The organism is Bacteroides faecichinchillae JCM 17102, assembly GCF_000614145.1.
Lineage (GTDB): Bacteria > Bacteroidota > Bacteroidia > Bacteroidales > Bacteroidaceae > Bacteroides > Bacteroides faecichinchillae.
In genome coordinates this window covers 1-18,285 of the sequence record NZ_BAKK01000019.1, presented here as the reverse complement: position 1 = coordinate 18,285, position 18,285 = coordinate 1, and the positions used below count along the sequence as shown (strand labels likewise).

Here is an 18,285-nt window from a genome sequence, read left to right as displayed (position 1 = left end):
GGATCTGCGCAATGTTCAGTGCTTGCAACGACGAATGGAAAGATGAGCTTTACAAACAGACCATTTCTTTCAAAGCACCCGTAGGAGATAACGGCCTGAGTGAAATTTACGTACGCTACCAGCCGGATGGTACAGGAACATTCCAGTTGCCGGTCATTGTCAGTGGTTCGCAAACAAACGACCGGAATATCGACGTGAAAATAAGAGTGGACGAGGATACGCTCCAAACGCTTAATGAGGCGAGATTTCCAGTAGGCCGTCAAGACCTCTGGTATGTGCCCCTTGCGGAACAGCACTATTCTTTTGATTCAAACATTTGCCATATCCCTGCAGGAGAAAGTATTCAGCTCTATCCTATCAATTTCAACTTTGACGGATTGGAACTGGATGATAAATACGTACTTCCGCTGACAATTGAGGAGGACCCTTCTTATATGTCAAACAAATATAAAGGACGTTATAAAGCACTGCTGAGAATCAATCTGTTTAATGACTATTCCGGTACTTACAATACCACACTGATGAACATCTACATCCAAGGGACATCATCGGATCCTGCTAAGGTAGACACTCGTGTAGCTCGTGTGGTGGACGAAAATACTATTTTCTTCTATGCAGGTTCAACTTGGGTGGAAGACGAGCACCGTTCCAGATATAAAGTCTTTGCCGAGTTCGAAGAAGGAACAAAGGACGAGGAAGGTACTATCAAAGGAAAGGTGAGATTGTATGGTGACGATCATGAACCGGATATTAATATTCAACCGTTGGGTGAATGTACGTATGAGAAACGAGTTGTTCAACACGAAACCATCAAATATATGGAACGCCATCTTACTACTCTGCAACTGAGTTATAAGTATACGGATGTTACTTCTAATCCAGCTTATCCGATGACTTACGAAGTAAGAGGCTCCATGACAATGGAACGACAGATTAACCCGTTGATTCCAGACGAGGATCAAGCTATTCAATGGTAAAAAGAAGGTAGAAGGTAACCGTTTATTAACGTAAAAAAGGGTCGGATCTCAAACAAGGAATCCGGCCCTTTTAGTTAATAGGGCCCATGTTCAAATTCAGAAAAATAATTAATAAAGGAATAAGTAAAACCCATTACAGATACGGGAAAAGAGTTATAATTGATCTCCACAACGAAAAGTTGAAAAACATTATGCTGATTAAACATTCTAAGCTTAGTACCTCTCACAATTTTGTCGTGAATCTCTTGAACGACAATGCAACATATTATATCTTTCCTCCCAAAAGCGGCCTATCAATACTGAAAGAAACCTAGTTTTATCAGCTTACTATATTTTTAGATATTATCGTCGAACTGAGGTTATTTTAAAGAGAACATGTATTTTTGTTCATAATTTCTTTGTATTTATGGAGTTTGATTATATATTTGTGCCGCTATTAACCTATTATTAATAAAAAACACACAAATTTAATTAAACACAAAGCTTGAATATGAAACCTATACACACAACAATAAGAACAACTTATATAAGAGTTACACTTTATCAATACTTACATTTTCAACTATTTGAATGATTAGAAGCCGAAAGAAGAGAGATAGAAAAGTCATTCATTTCATTCAAAAGACTTATTTGCTTTTCAAGTCTAACATTTTTTCATTAGAAATTCTATAAAATAAAATTGGAATATTAGTTTTTTTAAAATATTCCGATTCTTTATTCAAAAAACTCTTTTTTATTATTTAACTAATTATATTTATGAAAAAACATTTAATCACAGCACTTATTTGCTGTTTATCATTCATCGGTTGCAAGGATGATAAGGTCGATTCTACCAGTACGACCCTTCCCAGCCGGTAGTGTTTACAGATTTCAGCCCCAAAGAGGGAGGTATGCGAACCCGCCTGTACATTGAGGGTAGCAATTTTGGAAATGATCCTACCAAAATTCATATCACAGTCGGTGGAGAAAAAACCAAAACTATCGGAACCGATGGAAAAAGCATTTATTGCATGGTTCCTTCCAAGGCTTTTGATGGAACAATCAATGTTTCTATAGATGGACCGGATGGCAAAACAATTGCAGAACATACATTCGAACAGGAATTCAAATACGATCCTGCTACGATTGTAGGTACTTTATTACGTAAGGTAGATCAGGATAACAATTCTGCATTCCAAGAAGGGTCGTTTGATGAAGGAGCCTCTATTCCTTCCAATGACTGTATGGTGTTCGATCCCAAATACAAAGAAGGAGACGACCGATTACTTTTTTCTTCAAACTTTTATGACGGTATCCATTTGGTAAATCTGACGCAACGGACTGTGAAACGTCTTTTCCCAAGAACGGGATACAGCACCATGTACTCTTTTACGTTCAGTGCTGACGGAGATACATTGCTATTTACCGATGACCACGGTCAGGACAACACTACCCGCGCAAACATCTATTATTCCCTCCGTCGTGAAAATTTCCGTCGAATCCGTCCCTACAACTATGGCAAGACCTCTTACAGCCTGATATATATGGATGACGGAACTGTCTTTTATACCACTTGGTGGGAGGGTAAGGTCTACAAAATGGTACGTAACGGAGCCATTCCGAATATCGACAATAATGCGGAAGTTACTTTCAGCTTGAGCCAAATATCGTCAGTAGACGGTTCACATACAATATTATTCAGACACCCATCCAATAAATTTATGTATATGCTATCTGACGGATTCGGAGCGGTGTTCAGAGCCGATTATGACCCAGTGAAAAAACATTCGGTAATCCTACCATCATTGCCGGAAACATGAACGACAAAGGCTTCAAGGAAGGGACCGGAGGTGGTGCCCGATTTAGCAAACCACAATTCGGTGTATTCGTTAAAAATGACGAATATGGAGAAGGAGTCGGTCCCGACCAAGACCAATACGATTTTTACTTCTGCGACAGGGATAATCACTGCATCTGGAAACTGGATCCTCATGGAGTAGCCTCTCTTGTAGCTGGGAGAAGTAATGAAAACGCCGACAATAAGGTCTGGGGATATGTAGACGGTAATCCGTTACACGAAGCACGTTTCAATCAGCCGTCCGGTCTTGCTTACGATCCTGCTCAAGACATATTCTATATCGGAGATATTGATAACAAAGGGATTCGTTATATGACAACGGAATAATACTATTTAAGCACAAATGAATATGAGAAATATAATCTTATTATTATTGATAGTGGGCTGGACAACTACAGTCTACGCTCAAAACGAGCAAGAGAAACTTGAAGTGACGGGAATCGTCACAGATGCAAAGAACGAGCCTTTAGTGGGTGTGAACGTGACGGCAAAGAACATACCGGGATTCGGTGCGATAACCGACATTGACGGACGTTACAAAATCAAAGTCCCCAACTATTCTTACCTCGTTTTTTCCTATGTAGGCTTTGACAAACAAGAAGTCTTTATTAAAGACAAAAAGAGCGTCAACATCGTCATGATAGAAACCAAAGCAACGGTAATTGACGAAGTCGTTATCACAGGAACGGGTGCCCAGAAAAAGCTAACTATGACAGGTGCCGTTACCACAGTCGACGTATCTCAGCTACGTACCCCTACGTCAAGCATTACGAATGCTCTTGTAGGTAACGTGGCCGGTATTATGGCACGCCAAACTTCCGGACAGCCGGGCAGTAACTTCTCTGAATTCTGGATCCGCGGTATCTCCACTTTCGGTGCCGGAAACGGTGCGTTGGTGCTGGTCGATGGTTTCGAACGTGATATGAATGAGATCAATGCGGAAGATATCCAAGACTTCTCTGTTTTGAAAGATGCCTCTGCAACCGCCATTTACGGTTCTCGCGGTGCAAATGGTGTTGTCCTGATTACCACTAAACGCGGTAAAGAAGGAAAGACCCGCGTCAATGCCAAGGTAGAAACCTCGTATAATACACGTACCAGAACTCCGGAATTTGTAGATGGTCCCACATACGCTCGTATGATGAATGAAGCTTTGATTACCAGAAGTCAGGCTCCAGCTTATAGCGAAAGCGATTTAAAGCTATTTGACAACGGCTTGGACCAAGATCTTTTCCCGAATGTGAACTGGATGGATTTAATCTTAAAAGACGGTGCTCCCACTTATCGTGCAAACATAGACCTGACTGGTGGTGGTACGGTAGCCCGTTACTTCCTTTCCGCCAGTTATGTGAATGAAGGCGGTATGTACGAGACAGATCATGCTATGACAGACTATAACACCAACGCCAACTACCATCGTTGGAACTACCGTATGAATATAGACATTGACCTGACCAAAACTACCTTATTAAAAGTAGGCGTAGCAGGTTCTCTGGACAAACAGAACTTACCTGGAAGCCAGTATGGTGAAATTTGGAACTCCCTAATGGGATACAACCCCATCGCTTCCCCAGTGCAGTACAGTGACGGAAAATGGGCAGCCATCGGTAATGGAGGCCAAAGAAATCCTTGGGTACTGACCACTCAGCAAGGATACCAGGAAACATGGAAGAATAAAATACAGACTACGGCAAATCTTGAACAAGATTTTAAATTTATCACTCCGGGATTAAAATTCTACGGACGTTTCGGATTCGATACTTATACAGATAACGGTGACAACCGCTTCAAATGGCCGGAAAGCTGGTTAGCCGAACGTCAGCGTACCTCCGACGGTGAACTCCAATTCAGAAGAATAGAAACAGAACAATTGATGAGCGGAACGATGTACTCTAGCGGACAACGGAAAGAATATCTAGAGGCAGAGTTGCACTACAACCGCCAGTTTGGTGACCATATGGCAGGAGCCGTACTAAAATACTCCCAGGATAAAACTACCAATACGTCTCATAATGGCAACTCCAACAGTTACGATAAGATTGTGCAGAGTATTCAGAACCGTCATCAAGGATTTGCAGGACGTTTTACCTATGGATGGAAGTACCGCTATTTCTTTGACTTTAATTTCGGTTACAACGGTTCCGAGAACTTTGCAACAGGCCAACAGTTTGGATTCTTCCCCGCCTATTCACTGGCATGGAACATTGCAGAAGAGCCAATTATCAAAAAGCATTTCAAATGGATGAATATGTTCAAGTTACGTTATTCTTATGGAGAGGTAGGTAATGACAAACTAATGGATGGCAATAACCAGATACGCTTTCCATATGTACCGAAATTCACAGAATGGAACGGAAAAACTGACGATATGGATAACATAGGTAACCTGAACGGATACTATTATGGTGACATCGGTACCAGTAACTATTATTATCCGGGATTAACCTATTCGAGAATAACGTCGGACATCATCACATGGGAGATTGCCAAGAAACATGACCTCGGCCTTGATTTCTCCCTGTTCGACGACAAGTTCAATGGTAGCATTGACTACTTTCACGAACAACGTGACGGTATTTATATGAAACGTAATTTCCTCCCCTATATTATCGGTCTGAATCATATCGGAACGAGTCCCTATGCCAACGTGGGTTCTGTCCTGTCCGAAGGGTTTGACGGTAACATCGCTTATAAGCAGAAACTGGGCGAGGTAGGCCTTACAGTACGTGCCAACATGACCTACAGTAAGAACAAAATCAAGGAGTACGACGAAGAAAACAGCCGTTACCCATATAAGATGCAGTATGGATTTCGTGTAGACCAAGCACGTGGTCTGATAGCTGAAGGATTGTTTAAGGATTATGAAGAAATCCGGAACAGACCGAAACAGGGCTCAGATATTATGCCGGGAGATATCAAGTACAAGGATATCAACGGTGATGGAGTAATTGACAGTAATGACGAAGTACCCATCGGTGCAACTACTCGTCCTAACTTAGTTTACGGTTTTGGTATATCTGTGGATTGGAAAGGATTTGACGTTAATGTTCACTTTCAGGGAGCTGGCAAATCTTCCTTCTTTATCGACGGATTCACAGTTTATCCATTCAGAGATAAGTCTTGGGGTAATATCCTGACAGATGTAGTCGGTAACTACTGGTCATTAGGAACCAACGAAGATCCGAATGCTAAATACCCGCGTCTGAGCTATGGCAACAATAGCAATAACTATCGTCCTTCTACTTATTGGCTACGAAACGGTTCATACATCCGTTTAAAGAATGTGGAAGTCGGTTACACCATTCCAAAACAGTTTGTCAATAGACTCCATTTAGATCGTGTTCGTCTCTACTTAATGGGAACGAACCTGCTGACCTTCTCCAGCTTTAAGCTTTGGGATCCGGAATTGGGTAGTTCTAACGGACAACAATATCCGTTATCTAAAACTGTTACCATCGGACTAACTGTAGGAATCTAAAACAATCATCAAAAGAAAAGTTATGAAAAAAAATAAATACATTATATTAGGAGCGGCGGTGCTCGGTTTGGGACTCTCTTCCTGCTCCGATTACCTGAATGTAGATCGCTATTTTAGAGATCAGCAGTCTATAGAACGCATTTTCTCAGACAAAGATTATACACTCCAATGGCTGTCATTCTGCTACAGCCACCTGCAAGGAGACAATCTGGAGGTGGGACACAGTGACGTAGTCCCTTTCAACTTCTCGGACGACCAAGTGTTCAATGAACGCGGAGACCGTTTTGCCAAATTCAAGCGTGGCGAATATCTAAACTCCGTTGGTGGCCAATATGCATGGAATTGGTCATTTGAAGGAATCCATCAAGCCACCATTCTGCTGAATGAGTTACATGAGAATGATGATCTCACTCCAGAGGAAGTGACGGATGTAAGAGGTCAGGCTCGTTTCTTACGTGCCTATTTCTACTGGATGCTGCTGAGAAAATTCGGTCCGGTCCCCCTTCTACCACCAGAAGGAGCCGACTATACAAAATCGTATGACGAGTTGGCGTATCCACGTAACACTTATGACGAGTGTGTGGAATTCATCACTTCGGAACTGGAAATAGCAGCTACCGAACTGTTTGAGAAACGCGATAACCTGAACATTGCCCGCCCTACCAAAGGAGCTGCGCTGGCTGTACGTGCCAAAGTTTTTCTCTATGCTGCTAGCCCGCTGGCAAACGGCAATACGGAAATGGCAGACTTTGTTAATATGGATGGCAAACAGTTAATCCCACAAGAATATGATGAAGAGAAATGGGCAAAAGCTGCTGCTGCCGCCAGAGACATGATTGAGTACTCGGAAGCAAGTGGACGTTACAAGCTTTATACTTTCGAAAGACGTCCAGTTAGTACGGACGAAGCTTATCCGACCACTATCGAACCACCCTATCATGAAATCTATTCCAACGAGAACTTTCCGAATGGCTGGGCTAACATTGATCCATTTGAATCATATCGTTCTATTTTTAATGGTGACGTCTATGCAGCCGAAAATCCGGAACTTATCTTTACCCGGGGAACCAATGGTGACAGCAATAACCTAAAAGATGATAACTCTATCGCAGATCTTGTAAAGCATCAACTGCCCGGTACTTTTGGAGGATGGAACGCACATGGAATGACTCTTAAACAGAGTGAAGCTTATACCATGGCTAATGGCGATCCATTTGACTCTAAATGCTACGAATTGTGGAAAGGAAAGTACACAAACGATGAAAACAAGGATGAACATAAGTACGACCATGTAAAAAATGGCGTATGGTGGGGATATACTAATCGTGAACCTCGTTTCTACGCTTCTGTAGCTTTTAACGGAGCTCTATGGAATGCGCTTAGTATTACAGAAGAAGGAGGAAAGGACTCACGAAACAGACAAATCTGGTATTATCGCGGAGCAACCGACGGACGTATCAACGGATCTGACAACTGGTGTATTACTGGTATCGGAGTTATGAAATATGTAAATCCGAACGATTGTGCCAAATGGGGAGGTTCTATCTATAAGAAAGTGGAACCGACGCTTCGTTACGCTGACATATTGTTGATGTATGCAGAAGCACTGAATAATATTACCGAGGGAAAGCATTATCCAATAGCTTCATGGGACGGAAGCAAGACTTACGACATCTTCCGTGACAAGGAAGAAATGCGCCGCGGAGTGAAACCGGTCCGTATGCGTGCCGGAGTTCCTGACTATGAGGATGATGTATATGAAAGTCCGACGAAATTCTTTGAAAGAATCGTTCATGAACGTCAGGTTGAATTCTTTGGAGAAACTCAACGTTACTATGACCTACGTCGTTGGAAAATTGTGGAAGAGCATGAAGGTGAGCAAATCTATGGCTGTAACACACTGATGAACGAGAATTACAAAGATATGTATTATCTGCCAGTCAGAGTAGCAGAACTACAGACTTCTTTCTCCCGCAAACAGTACTTCTGGCCTATCAGCTTCGATGAACTGAAACGGAACAAGAATCTGTCACAGGCTCCAGGATGGGAGTATTATAATTAGTGTTATCATTAATAAAGCAAAAAAACAATATGAGAAAATTATATATTTTAGGAATGATGCTGGGAGTCAGTGCAATGTTCAGTGCTTGCAATGACGAATGGAAAGATGAACTTTACCAACAGACCATTTCTTTCAAAGCACCCGTAGGAGACAACGGTCTGAGTGAAATTTATGTACGCTACCAGCCGAACGGGGCAGGAATATACCAATTGCCGGTCATTGTCAGCGGTTCGAAAACTAACAATCGGGATGTCGACGTAAAAATAAGTGTGGATGAGGATACACTCCGTACACTTAACCAGGCGAGATTCCCTGCAGATCGTCAGGACATCTGGTATGTCCCCCTTGCAGAGAAACATTATTCTTTTGAATCAAACGTTTGCCATATTCCTGCAGGAGAAAGCATAAAACTTTATCCTATCAATTTCAACTTCACCGGGTTGGAATTAGATGACAAATATGTACTACCACTGACCATTGAAGAGGATCCTTCTTACATGCCAAACAAGTATAAAGGACGTTATAAAGCACTATTGGGAGTGAATCTGTTCAATAACTATTCTGGCACTTACAATACCACGTTGATGAACATTTACATCGAGGGAACGTCATCAGATCCAGCAAAGGTAGATACGCGTGTAGCTCGTGTAGTGAACGAGAATACCATTTTCTTCTATGCAGGTTCCACTTGGAAAGAAGACGAGGAACGTTCCAGATATAAAGTGTTTGTGGAGTTCCAAGAAGGCACAAAGGACGCGGATGGAACTATTAAAGGAAAGTTGAGAGTATATGGTAGTCCAGATGAAATTGGAGAAAAGAAAACCAATATTGAACCGTTGGGAGAGTGTACGTACGAAAAAAGAGTCGTTCAACACGAAACCATCAAATATATGGAACGTCATCTTACTACACTAGAGTTGAGTTATAAATATACAGATGTTACTTCTAATAAGAAGTATCCGATGACTTACGAAGTAAAAGGCTCCATGACAATGAACGCCAGATCAACCCATTGATTCCGGACGAGGATCAGGCTATTGAATGGTAAGCTAAAGTAGCTGTTTATTAACATAAAGAAGGGCTGGATTTCAAACAAGGAATCCAGCCCTTTCTAGTTCTCTTATGCGTTATGTAGTTTACATAAATTCGAAAATTAATTAAACAGAGTACGCTTTAAACAAGATCCTTATACCCCCAAAAGATATCAGATTATATTTAAGAAAATACACTCAGTATCACAGTTCTATATTCAAAACCACTATTTTAAGCCTACAAAGATCAGAAATAAGATATTTTCCAAAAAATTATTCTTTAGAAGTTTTCCCAAACGGAAAACTTTCTGTATCAGAAAGAAAGAAAAGTTTCCCCAAATTTAATGTTAAAAGTCATCCGGGCTATCACTTAAACCTTTATCTTTGTATCCAGTTTCGGAACTAAAAAGAGGTTTAGTCATGAGGGAACGCTGTGCAAATCAGCGACAGTACCCGCTGCTGTAATTCTCTAAGAATCCGCACACAAATGTCACTGTATCCGTCAATGGATGTGGGAAGGCGCTGCGAGGGAGGGATAAGTCAGAAGACCTGCCGGAACTTTAGAAATGAAGAGTGAAAAATAAAAAATGAAGAATGAAAAAATGGCTGATAGAATCATGGCTCAGTTATTCTTTTATCAATTTCCGATTCATTTCTACTTTTAATCAAATCAATGTTTAATTAAAACTTTCGGGAGTTAAAGTTATGAACTACGCGGAAATTTGTATCATCAAACGTGATGGTAAGAGAGAAGATTTCTCTATTAGTAAAATCAAGAATGCAATTAGTAAAGCATTCAGTGCAACGGGTATTCGGGATGAACAGCAATTGATTGCTGACATCACAATGAATGTAATCAGTCAGTTTGTGTCTCCTACCATCACAGTGGAAGAAATTCAGGACTTGGTTGAAAAGGAATTGATGAAGGTTCGCCCGGAAGTCGCCAAAAAGTATATTATCTATCGCGAATGGCGGAATACGGAACGGGACAAGAAAACTGAGATGAAGCAGGTAATGGATGGTATCGTGTCTATCGACAAGAACGATGTAAATCTGAGTAATGCTAATATGAGCAGTCATACTCCTGCCGGACAGATGATGACATTTGCTTCGGAAGTAACAAAAGACTATACCTATAAGTATCTATTACCCAAATGCTTTGCAGAAGCACATCAGTTGGGAGATATTCATATCCATGATCTTGATTACTATCCTACCAAGACGACGACTTGCATCCAATATGATATGGACGATCTCTTTGAACGGGGGTTTCGCACCAAAAACGGTAGCATTCGTACACCGCAAAGCATTCAGAGTTATGCCACATTAGCTACTATTATTTTCCAGACCAATCAGAATGAGCAACATGGTGGCCAGGCTATTCCTGCTTTTGACTTCTTCATGGCAAAAGGGGTAGCTAAATCATTTCGTAAACATCTGGCGTCACTCATCAGTTTCTATGTAAACATGGAGAATGGAAGTCAAGTAAACGAAAAATCGATCCGAACACTTATTAAAGAATATCTCCCTTCTATCAAATCAAGCGAACTGGAGCGTGAAACATTACGTATTTCACTGGCTGCTCTTCAAATTAATATAGACAAAGAACACCTTGCTCGTATTATCGATAAAGCTTACCAGCAAACACAGAAAGATACCCACCAGGCAATGGAAGGTTTTATCCATAATCTGAATACGATGCACTCCCGCGGTGGTAATCAGGTAGTGTTCAGTTCCATCAACTACGGTACGGATACTTCTGCCGAAGGTCGTATGGTAATTGAAGAATTACTGAAAGCAACCATCGAAGGACTCGGAACACGTGGAGAGGTTCCTGTATTCCCAATTCAGATTTTTAAAGTGAAAGATGGTGTGTCTTATTCGGAAAAGGACTTTGAAAAGGTAATGAAAACGGAAAACTTCGAGGAAGCAATGAAGGAACATTATGAGGCTCCAAACTTTGACTTACTACTAAAGGCTTGTCAAACTACCGCAAAGGCCCTTTTTCCAAATTTTATGTTTCTGGATACACCATTCAACCAAAACGAGAAGTGGAAAGCAGAAGATCCAAAACGTTACATCTATGAGTTGGCAACAATGGGTTGCCGTACCCGAGTATTCGAGAATGTAGCTGGTGAAAAGTCATCTTTGGGGCGTGGTAATCTTTCGTTCACAACACTGAATATGCCTCGTCTGGCTATTGAGGCACGTATCAAAGCGGAGAGTCTGGTAGACGACGAGCGCAATAAAGACGCTATCGAACAGAAAGCAAAAGATATTTTTATAGAGTCTGTACATTCTATGGCTACGCTGGTAGCAGATCAGCTTTACGAACGTTATCAATATCAACGTACTGCTTTGGCACGTCAGTTCCCTTTTATGATCGGTAACGATGTTTGGAAAGGTGGTGCTACATTGAATCCTAACGAACAAGTAGGTGACGTTCTTCGTAGCGGTACTCTCGGCATTGGTTTCATCGGTGGGCATAATGCGATGGTTGCACTTTACGGAAAAGGACATGGGCACAGCCAGAAGTCATGGGATACGTTATTCGAAGCCATCATGGAATTGAACAAAGTAGCAGACGAATATAAAGCTAAATATAACCTCAACTATTCTGTACTTGCCACACCTGCCGAAGGTCTTTCGGGACGTTTCACCAAAATGGACAGACGCAAATACGGTAAGATTGAAGGTGTAACAGATCGTAACTATTATGTCAATTCCTTCCATGTGGATGTGAAAGAACCGATTAGCATAGTAGAGAAAGTAAAACGTGAAGCTCCATTTCATGCTATCACTCGTGGCGGACATATTACTTATGTAGAACTGGATGGAGAAGCACAGAAGAATATTCGCGCTATCGTCAAAATCGTCAAAGTGATGCACGACGAAGGTGTTGGCTACGGTTCTATCAATCATCCGGTAGATACTTGCCACAACTGTGGATATAAAGGTGTGATCTTTGACAAATGCCCTGTATGCCAAAGTGAAAGTATTCTCCGCATGCGACGTATCACTGGCTATCTGACTGGAGATTTAAGTTCCTGGAACTCAGCTAAACGGGCAGAGGAAATGGATCGAGTAAAACATAATTAAATGTATTTATTAGGTACTTACCCAGAAACAATTGTAGATGGTGAAGGCATTCGGTACTCTATTTATCTGGCCGGTTGCTCTCACCACTGTCCCGGTTGTCACAATCCAGAGAGTTGGAATCCAACGGTAGGAGAGTTCTTGACAGAAGACCGTATTGGTGAGATCATTCGAGAGATTAAAGAAAATCCTTTGCTGGATGGAGTCACTTTTTCCGGAGGAGATCCTTTCTACAATCCAGAAGCATTTCTGCAGCTTGTGAGAAAAGTAAAGGAGGAAACCGGAATGAACGTATGGTGTTATACAGGATACACGTATGAGGAAATCAAATCACAGCCTCAACTGGATGCAGTTCTTCCTTATATAGATGTGTTGGTAGATGGTCGTTTCGATCAGTCTCTCTTCTCTCCTTATCTTGAATTTCGAGGAAGTAGCAATCAACGGATACTGCGATTGAAATAATTTATCATGAGGGCTCAAAAGTAGCAGGATAAGTTCTGCGCTAAAAAAACTTATTTTTCAAAGAATACAGAAACAGCTGTATCGTTGTTTTGTTTACTTTTATAGCACCAACAATTAGTGTTAGAATAATAAGTTTTATGGTACAAACAATCAACCCAACTCCAATAGACGAAACCGACGGATTACCAATGCCAAGACGAATCTGGGCAGTGGTTTCCGTCGGTTTTGCTCTCTGTATGTCGGTACTTGATATCAATATAGTCAATGTCGTACTTCCTACACTTTCGCATGACTTCGGGACTTCTCCCGCTGTGACGACATGGATTATTAATGGTTATCAGTTGGCCATCGTCGTCTCTCTATTATCTTTTTCCTCGCTTGGAGAAATCATCGGTTACCGAAAAGTTTTTCTTTCAGGAATTGGCTTGTTTTGCATTACTTCACTGATTTGTGCACTGTCCGATTCTTTTTGGACGCTGACAATTGCCCGTATCTTTCAAGGATTCAGTGCATCAGCTATTACTAGTGTAAATACTGCACAGTTACGCTATATCTATCCGAAAAACAAAATAGGACAAGGGATGGGGATTAATGCAATGGTAGTGGCAATATCGGCTGCCGCAGGACCTTCGGTAGCAAGTGGTATTCTGTCGATAGCTTCTTGGCACTGGCTGTTTGCCATTAATGTACCTTTGGGGATTACCGCACTAGTCTTGGGTATCAAATATCTCCCTCGTCAGGAAGAACGGACAAAACGGAAGTTTGATACAATCAGTGCGGTAGCAAATGCATTGACTTTCGGTTTACTTATTTATACATTGGATGGTTTTGCACATCATGAGAAGATGGATTTTCTCTTTATTCAATTGATTGTGCTGGCAGTCGTCGGCAATTATTACGTACGTCGGCAATTAACTCAAACGACTCCGTTGCTTCCATTGGATTTATTGAAAATACCCATTTTCCGTTTATCTATTCTGACGTCTATTTGTTCATTTATCGCTCAAATGTCGGCAATGGTATCTCTTCCGTTTTTCCTACAAAATACGTTAGGACATAGTGAAGTGATGACGGGGCTTTTACTTACTCCATGGCCTTTGGCAACACTTGTTACTGCTCCGCTAGCAGGTTATTTGGTGGAACGTATTCATCCGGGAATACTTGGAAGTATTGGTATGGCATTGTTTGCTATCGGACTATTCTCGCTTTCAAGCCTGACTACCGCCTCATCCGATATTAGCATTATCTTACGTTTAATGCTTTGTGGAGCAGGATTTGGTCTGTTCCAAACTCCTAATAATAGTACAATTATCTCTTCTGCACCAACCAATCGTTCTGGGGGAGCAAGTGGTATGTTGGGGATGGCACGATTATTGGGGCAGACTTCCGGAACTACGATTGTGGCACTGATATTCAGCTTTGTTATTCAAGATCGGAGCACTTCCGTTTGTCTGGTCGTGGGAAGTGTATTTGCTGTTCTTGCAGCAATTGTCAGTAGCTTAAGATTGTCACAGCCATCTACTCTCAAATAATTTAAGACTGAGACAACAATATAAAGTTGAAATAACAACCATGTAAGACCGAGACAGTAAGTAACTTAATCAGTTATTTCTTCACTGCACAAATTATTGACATTTGTAACCAAAGTCAGTTCGTTCCACAATTATGGAATGAAACGAACCTACATGTAGAACGAACCGAAACTTACAATTACGTCTATTAATATTAGAAAGACTGAAAAGAATACTTTAATGATGATTATTTATCTTCTATCATTCCACTCTAAAATAGAAAACTAAGAATAAGGATAATACAACGTACTCTATCCTTTACATTATCCTCATTCTTAGTTTTTTATCTAACAAATCAATACTTCGTCTCGTGTACTGCTTCTACCAGACGATGGAAATCATCCGGATGAACATCGCCAATATTACCGATACGGAAAGTATCTGCTTTGGAGATTTTTCCCGGATAGATTACAAATCCTTTCACTTTTAACGCCTGATAGAATACTTTGAAATTGAAATCTTCATGAGGATAAAGGAAAGAAGTAATAATAGGAGACTGAATATTATCTTCCAATAATGTTTGGAATCCGAGAGAACGCATACCTTCTACCAAGATACGATGATTTTCACAATAACGTTGATAGCGTGCCTCTACTCCACCCTCTTCGAACAGTTCTGTCAATGCCTGTTTGAAAGCACGTACAACGTGAGTCGGAGAGGTAAAGCGCCATTTCCCATGCCCTTTTTCCATCGTTTCCCATTGGTCGTAAATGTCCAAAGAGAGGGAACGGGCAATGCCTTTACAACGTATCAGTTCCGAACGGCGGGCTATGATAAAGCCAAATCCCGGTACTCCTTGGATACATTTGTTTGAACTGCTGATCAAGAAATCGATATTCAATTCTTCTACATCAATTGGAATACCTCCAAAACTACTCATACAGTCAACAATTAACTTCTTGCCATGCATCTTGATGATATGTGACAGCTCTTTAATCGAATTCAAGATACCGGTAGTCGTTTCACAATGTACAAATGCTACGTGGGTAATATCCGAATTATTACTCAAATAGTCATCTAGATACCCCAAAGAGATGGATTCAGTCTCTTCAAATGCCAGCATATCATAGTCCAGATGGTAATATTCGGCAATATTTCCCATTCGGTCACCATAGGCTCCGTTACTACAAATCAACAGTTTATCTTTTGAGGTAATAGTAGTTCCTAATACTGCTTCCACACAATATGTACCGCTTCCCTGCAAAAGGACAGAAGTGTATTCTTCAGTATTCTTGGTGGCAATGCCTACCAATTCTTTACGCAATTCTTGTACGATACCCAGGTTATAATCTTCATCCCATGTACACCAGTCGGTCATCATGGTTTCTTTTACAGTTTCTGAAGTAGTGAGAGGTCCGGGAGTTAATAGTAAATATGGTTTCATAATCGTTTTCTGTTTAAATGTGAATGAATATAGTTCGTTAGAAAGTTTATATTTTGAAAGATAAATCTCATACACTAATTATTTTTCAAACAAATGCCACATTAGCCAAAGATTAATTAAGCCTTGCATTTATTGTCTCAATCAGAGCGGGAAGTTCTTCCATTGTACGGATGACGTAGGAAGCTCCGGCAGCAAACATTCGCTCCTTGACATCTTCAATACGCGCTTCCAATTCTGTAACAGACAAAGCCTTCGTTTCCTCCTCAGTCAGCCCCATTTCGTTGCTACCAAGAATCACACCTACACTCCAAACTTTAGCATTCACACCTTCTTTAATATCTGCGATTGTATCTCCTACCTTCACTATCGTATCTAAGCATGATACAGCAAGCTTTGTCATATTCTCAAAAATCATATAAGGAGCAGGACGTCCGGATGGGAGCAGATTGGGAGTAGCACAATAGTCTACATAATACCCTTTTGCCTGAGCTGCCAAAAGTACTACATCCATCATCTCGCAGGTATATCCGGTAGTAGAACCTATTTTAAGACCTTCGCTACGTAACTTATTCAAAGTAAGAATTACTCCTGGAATAGGATCAGTATAATTCTCAAGCGAAGCAAACAGGTGCTTTTCAAAAAGACGATTCAGCTCTACAACATCCTCTTCTGCCCATGCACGTTTGTAACGATTGACAAATTGTTCATTTACTTCAGGCATTGACAGTAATTCACGAATGTGCTGAATCTTGGGCAATCCCATCGGTCTACGAGTTTGTACAACATCAATCGACAGTCCTATTCCGGCAAATGCCTCAATGAAAGCAGCAACGGGTGCAAAACATCCATAATCTACAGCCGTACCTGCCCAGTCCATAATAATACATTCAATCTTTTTCATTCTTACTTATATGTAAATTGTTTATTATTCTATTCTTCATTAGTAAGACAATACTTCCTCTTTCCTTACTGTACCGTTCTTTAACCATACCTTCTCGTCGATCAGAGGAGCTATGGCAGTTGCTTCATATCTTCCTTTTTTGTAACGTTGAATCAAATATATGAGGGAGATACTAAAGGCAACACAACAGACAATACCTACCGTACCCGCCATGGTATTATAGAATTCGAGCCAATTAAGGTCGGGGTTAAAACATTCTTTGAACAACAATACCAATACAGTGCCTGTATATCCGATGGAATCGACCATAGCGATGAAAAATCCGACATTCCCTTTAATACGGAAACAGGCGATAAAACGATCGAAGAAAATAGTCTGAAAACTGAGATAAGAGAAATAGAGACAAAGGCTTTGGATGAATAACCACACTAGCGGAGATAATTGTAAGGTGTGATAATTGAAAGCTACGAAACTAAGCGTGACAGCTCCGACAATGACTAATATCAAGAGAGTGGAAAGCACTTTAATATGACTTTTCATCAATGCCAGCGATGCAAAGACTACCAGAATGATAAGAGTCACGATTCCATCTACCTTGGCAAATATCCAGGAAGAGAAACCCGCTGCATTCACATCGACTATTTTCACAAGAAAGTCTTCTTTTACATCTTGAAGTACGGTCAGGAAAAGGTTGGCAAAGAAAAGCAGTGTCAGTACAGGCGCAAAACTACGGAAGAGCTCCCAACGTTGCTGTTTATTTAAGGTGGTCCGCTCCACTCGTAATGCTTTGTCTTCGGCAGTTGGTTTGGGAAGATGATCGAGCAAATAACCTAATCCTGCCAACAGTGGCAATGCTACTGCACCGATCAGAGCTGGCATCCAGAATTCACTGACATGCAAGGTATTGACTACAAAAAGTCCGATAGATTTAGCCGTACCGCTACTGACCGCAATACTCAGCCGAAAAGGGAAGCCAACAGATCGGTCCCCCGCCTTCCTTCGAGGAAACTAAAGATGACACCCCACATACATCCCAAAGAAAGCCCGTTAAAGAATAACGCCAATACATTGAATGGTTGAGGTAAACATCCAAAAAGAACTAAAGAGAGTTCAGCAACCAAAATGGATACAAGAATGAATTTCAGGCGGCCCTCTCTCTTTAGTTCAGAAATAAGTTTGATTCCGATAAACTTGGATACCATATATCCGAATATCTGGATGATACTGGTTGCTATTTTATAATCCATACCAAACAGTTCCATGCCATCAAATGTAGCAGCTGTAAACGGTTTACGAAGTGCATAAACTAATGAGTAAGATAGCAGTGCCGCTCCTCCTGCATAAAAGATAAAAAGTATATCAGAAAGTCTCTTTTGTGCCGTAAACGACAGTTTCTCTTTGAAATTCATAACACATTGTTTTTTGTTTCCGGTGCAAAAATAGAACGCAGTAAGCAGTAAAAAAATGAATTTCAATGAATCATATT

Annotated in this window: 11 protein-coding genes, 1 pseudogene and 1 riboswitch; of the genes and pseudogenes, 9 read left to right on the top strand and 3 right to left on the bottom strand. The window is 40.9% G+C overall.

What is annotated here, in order from left to right; all coding sequences use genetic code 11:
- Nucleotides 1–11: 11 nt before the first annotated feature.
- The 9 genes from JCM17102_RS23380 to JCM17102_RS10995 all read left to right on the top strand — a co-directional run bounded on the left by JCM17102_RS23380 (nucleotide 12) and on the right by JCM17102_RS10995 (nucleotide 14,475).
- Nucleotides 12–977: a DUF4973 domain-containing protein gene (locus tag JCM17102_RS23380; RefSeq protein WP_051572886.1), complete on the top strand. Its 966-nt coding sequence runs from the start codon at nucleotides 12–14 to the stop codon at nucleotides 975–977.
- Nucleotides 978–1,867: 890 nt separating this feature from the next.
- Nucleotides 1,868–2,776: an IPT/TIG domain-containing protein gene (locus JCM17102_RS31605; RefSeq protein WP_275564380.1), complete on the top strand. Its 909-nt coding sequence runs from the start codon at nucleotides 1,868–1,870 to the stop codon at nucleotides 2,774–2,776.
- Nucleotides 2,773–3,141 carry an NHL repeat-containing protein gene (locus tag JCM17102_RS31600; RefSeq protein ID WP_275564379.1) on the top strand — a complete coding sequence of 123 codons (369 nt, stop codon included), beginning with the start codon at nucleotides 2,773–2,775 and terminating at the stop codon, nucleotides 3,139–3,141. The genes JCM17102_RS31605 and JCM17102_RS31600 overlap by 4 nt, the downstream gene beginning before the upstream one ends.
- Nucleotides 3,142–3,163: 22 nt before the next feature.
- Entirely contained in the window at nucleotides 3,164–6,292 is a 3,129-nt protein-coding gene (locus JCM17102_RS11020; RefSeq protein ID WP_025075156.1) for a SusC/RagA family TonB-linked outer membrane protein, read from the top strand.
- Nucleotides 6,293–6,314: 22 nt separating this feature from the next.
- A complete protein-coding gene (locus JCM17102_RS11015; RefSeq protein WP_025075155.1) occupies nucleotides 6,315–8,354 on the top strand; it encodes a RagB/SusD family nutrient uptake outer membrane protein in 2,040 nt (679 codons plus the stop codon).
- 29 nt (nucleotides 8,355–8,383) lie between these two features.
- The gene (locus tag JCM17102_RS27245) at nucleotides 8,384–9,370 is read left to right on the top strand and encodes a DUF4973 domain-containing protein (RefSeq protein WP_275564378.1); all 987 of its coding nucleotides are present in this window, start codon (nucleotides 8,384–8,386) and stop codon (nucleotides 9,368–9,370) included.
- Between the two features lie 395 nt (nucleotides 9,371–9,765).
- Nucleotides 9,766–9,956: riboswitch (cobalamin riboswitch) on the top strand.
- A gap of 134 nt (nucleotides 9,957–10,090) precedes the next feature.
- Entirely contained in the window at nucleotides 10,091–12,484 is a 2,394-nt protein-coding gene (locus JCM17102_RS11005; RefSeq protein ID WP_025075154.1) for an anaerobic ribonucleoside triphosphate reductase, read from the top strand.
- Nucleotides 12,485–12,943, top strand: coding sequence for an anaerobic ribonucleoside-triphosphate reductase activating protein (gene nrdG / locus JCM17102_RS11000; RefSeq protein ID WP_025075153.1), 459 nt, complete (start codon nucleotides 12,485–12,487; stop codon nucleotides 12,941–12,943). It begins immediately after the preceding gene.
- 137 nt (nucleotides 12,944–13,080) lie between these two features.
- Nucleotides 13,081–14,475, top strand: coding sequence for an MFS transporter (locus JCM17102_RS10995; protein WP_025075152.1), 1,395 nt, complete (start codon nucleotides 13,081–13,083; stop codon nucleotides 14,473–14,475).
- A gap of 334 nt (nucleotides 14,476–14,809) precedes the next feature.
- On the opposite strand, the gene JCM17102_RS10990 is transcribed toward JCM17102_RS10995, so the two are convergent.
- The 3 genes and pseudogenes from JCM17102_RS10990 to JCM17102_RS27240 all read right to left on the bottom strand — a co-directional run bounded on the left by JCM17102_RS10990 (nucleotide 14,810) and on the right by JCM17102_RS27240 (nucleotide 18,208).
- Nucleotides 14,810–15,898 carry a 2-aminoethylphosphonate--pyruvate transaminase gene (locus JCM17102_RS10990; protein WP_025075151.1) on the bottom strand — a complete coding sequence of 363 codons (1,089 nt, stop codon included), beginning with the start codon at nucleotides 15,896–15,898 and terminating at the stop codon, nucleotides 14,810–14,812.
- A gap of 112 nt (nucleotides 15,899–16,010) precedes the next feature.
- On the bottom strand, nucleotides 16,011–16,799 hold the full coding sequence (phnX, locus tag JCM17102_RS10985; RefSeq protein WP_025075150.1) for a phosphonoacetaldehyde hydrolase: 789 nt from the start codon (nucleotides 16,797–16,799) through the stop codon (nucleotides 16,011–16,013).
- Between the two features lie 39 nt (nucleotides 16,800–16,838).
- Nucleotides 16,839–18,208, bottom strand: a pseudogene (locus JCM17102_RS27240) (DUF5690 family protein).
- Nucleotides 18,209–18,285 lie beyond the last annotated feature (77 nt).

Bases quoted from the DNA above. Each gene is read 5' to 3' on its own strand.
- JCM17102_RS31605 (WP_275564380.1), top strand. From the start codon at position 1,868: ATGCGAACCCGCCTGTACATTGAGGGTAGCAATTTTGGAAATGATCCT.
- JCM17102_RS10995 (WP_025075152.1), top strand. From the start codon at position 13,081: ATGGTACAAACAATCAACCCAACTCCAATAGACGAAACCGACGGATTA.
- nrdG (WP_025075153.1), top strand. From the start codon at position 12,485: ATGTATTTATTAGGTACTTACCCAGAAACAATTGTAGATGGTGAAGGC.
- JCM17102_RS31600 (WP_275564379.1), top strand. From the start codon at position 2,773: ATGAACGACAAAGGCTTCAAGGAAGGGACCGGAGGTGGTGCCCGATTT.
- phnX (WP_025075150.1), bottom strand. From the start codon at position 16,799: ATGAAAAAGATTGAATGTATTATTATGGACTGGGCAGGTACGGCTGTA.
- JCM17102_RS11020 (WP_025075156.1), top strand. From the start codon at position 3,164: ATGAGAAATATAATCTTATTATTATTGATAGTGGGCTGGACAACTACA.
- JCM17102_RS11005 (WP_025075154.1), top strand. From the start codon at position 10,091: ATGAACTACGCGGAAATTTGTATCATCAAACGTGATGGTAAGAGAGAA.
- JCM17102_RS27245 (WP_275564378.1), top strand. From the start codon at position 8,384: ATGAGAAAATTATATATTTTAGGAATGATGCTGGGAGTCAGTGCAATG.
- JCM17102_RS23380 (WP_051572886.1), top strand. From the start codon at position 12: ATGTTCAGTGCTTGCAACGACGAATGGAAAGATGAGCTTTACAAACAG.
- JCM17102_RS11015 (WP_025075155.1), top strand. From the start codon at position 6,315: ATGAAAAAAAATAAATACATTATATTAGGAGCGGCGGTGCTCGGTTTG.
- JCM17102_RS10990 (WP_025075151.1), bottom strand. From the start codon at position 15,898: ATGAAACCATATTTACTATTAACTCCCGGACCTCTCACTACTTCAGAA.